The organism is Alteromonas sp. CyTr2 (assembly GCF_947311905.1).
In the GTDB taxonomy this organism is placed as follows: Bacteria; Pseudomonadota; Gammaproteobacteria; order Enterobacterales; family Alteromonadaceae; genus Alteromonas; species Alteromonas macleodii.
On record NZ_CAMZMZ010000073.1, the window covers coordinates 1 to 2,514 of the forward strand.

General features: G+C 47.5%; 1 protein-coding gene. It reads left to right on the forward strand.

Annotated elements, in window-relative coordinates:
- Positions 1-139: 139 nt before the first annotated feature.
- Positions 140-2,514: Tn3-like element ISShfr9 family transposase (locus QME20_RS19575; RefSeq protein WP_114991953.1), on the forward strand; the 2,375-nt coding region annotated here is incomplete at its 3' end.

The following is a 2,514-nucleotide window of genomic DNA, read 5'->3' on the forward strand; positions in this document are numbered from 1 at the left end:
GGGGTTCTAGGGATTTTCCCCTCTAAAAAGACTTAATCCTCTGTAGACCACACCAATAAATGGCTGCGGAGGTGGGTTACTACTTATAAGTGTGGCAAATTAGGTAAATATCGTACATTTAATACGGAACAGCCCTGATATGGCCATCAAAAACGAAATTACTATTCTCACGAGAGCAGAACAGGCAGATCTTTATTCCCCACCCATTTTTTCAATCGAAGAACAACGTCTGTACTTTTCTCTGAACGATGCGGAATTGGCAGTTTTTCGGTCAATTCGTCTCAGAGCTCATAGATGTTACTTTGTCGCGATTTTGGGATACTTCAAATCAAAGCCCGTCATCCTAGATATCGCTTACTCGCAGGTTTCTAAGGATTTAATGTTCATCAGTAAAGAGCTGCTTGGCGGCAAGGGGCTCAGACCATTCACTCCCTCACAAAAACAAAAAGATCGACTCTACGCAAAAGTATTAGACCTTGCTGGTTATCACAAATGGGACGAAAGTCAGCACTTCAATTCTCTTTTCGACCACCTTGTTCAGGTGGGCAATGCCTGGCTGGAGCCGCGTTACCTCTTTGATACTGCTATTGAATTCCTAACCAGTCACAGCATTGCTATCCCTAGGTACACCGTACTCCAGAGACTGATAAGCAGAGCGATGCAGCAGGTCAGAAAAGACCTGGCGCACCAACTTAATCAACTCACCAGTCCTGAACTTCACGTCTTTCTGGACAGCATAACAGCCATTGATGACGGACTAAGCCTGAACCAGCTCAGAGGCGGTGCAAAAAGTCTGACCGTACCTGAACTTAAAAAAGAGCTTGCCCTTTATCATCAGTTAGCGCCATGGCGCACGCAAATCAATGGCGTTATCGATGGGCTTAATCTGTCTCTTAAAAATCGACAACACTTCGGTGAGCTCATCAACTATTACGGTAGTAAACTCAAACGATTCAAACGCGCACAGCAGCATCTATGGTTGCTATGTCACCTGACAGAGCGGATACAACTGGCACTGGAACGGTTAACTGATGGGTTCATTTACCATATCCGCAAGCAACAAGAAGCTGCCAACACCTTTGCACAACAAGCAGTGTTCCTGTCCTGGCAGTCAGCCGCGGACAATGTCACGAAAGCGGCAGAGTTACTGCATCTGTTTGTGGATGAGAACATTGATGATAATCAACCCTTCTCAGTAGTCAGACAACAGGCATTGAAGGTCATGAATGACAGGGATATCCAGACCCTCTGCCTTTACCTGAAAAAACAGAAACGGACCGTGGAAGAGTACCAGTGGCAACATTACGATGAACAATGCAATCTCCTGGAGCAACTGTTAAGGCAGGTGTTTTTGTGCCTTGAATGTGAGGCCGGTAAAGGCTCAGAAGCCGTCGTCGCCCAACTTCAACAGATGCAGACGGAAATCGCATTCGGTGGACCACTGAAGACGATGGATACGTCGCTCATCCCGAAAAAGCACCTCCCATGGTTGGTTAAACAGGATAACGTTAACCCGCAACGTTACGAATGGCTGCTCTACCGGCAGTTAACCTCACGACTGAATGGACGCATTTATTTGCCAAATGTTACCAAATACCGCGCACTGGAAGACGACCTGATCCCCCAGACATCGCAGGATACCTTGCTGGCCTCATCAACACTGGACAGACTAAAACAGCCCGCAGAGTTATTGTTACAGGAGAAACAACACCGGCTGGAAAGTGCACTCAAAGACGTTGCTCTCCATATTGATGAGGGAGACAATCGAAATGTGATCATGAAAAATCGTACCGGTACCCGCTGGCGTCTGCCGACCAAAAGCGCTACATCTCTGGTCAACAATCCCTTTTTTAAGCGAATGCAACCGGTCGGTATCGCGGATGTACTGCGGTATGTAGAGCGCGAAACCGGGTTCATGAAATGTCTGACTCATGTACTTCCGATACAAAAACAAGGGTTCACTCATCAGGATGATTTACTGGCCATTCTGATTGCCAACGCCACTCACCGTGGTGTGTATGGCATGGCGCAGATCTCCGATCGAAGCTATGAACACCTGAGTACGGTGCAGGCCAACTATATCCGGCCTGAAACGCTGCATGACGCCAGCGACGTGATCAATAATGCGGTTGCAGCGCTACCCATCTTCCGCCACTACCATATTCAGGAGGACCAGCTGCATGCCAGTGCGGATGGTCAGAAATTCGAAACCCATCTGGAAACCTTTAAAACCCGGTACTCCTCTAAGTATTTCGGCACCAACAAAGGGATCACGGCCATGACACTGGTGGCCAACCACAGCGCCCTCAATGCTCGGATCATCGGTTCCAACGAGCACGAATCACACTATATTTATGACCTGTTACAATCCAACAGCAGTGAAATCAAACCTGACGTACTCTCGACAGATACACACGGTGTCAATCATGTTAACTTCGCCTTACTGGATCTATGCGGTTACAGTTTTGCACCGCGATACGCGCAGTTCAGTAGTGTCATCAATGATCTGTTTGA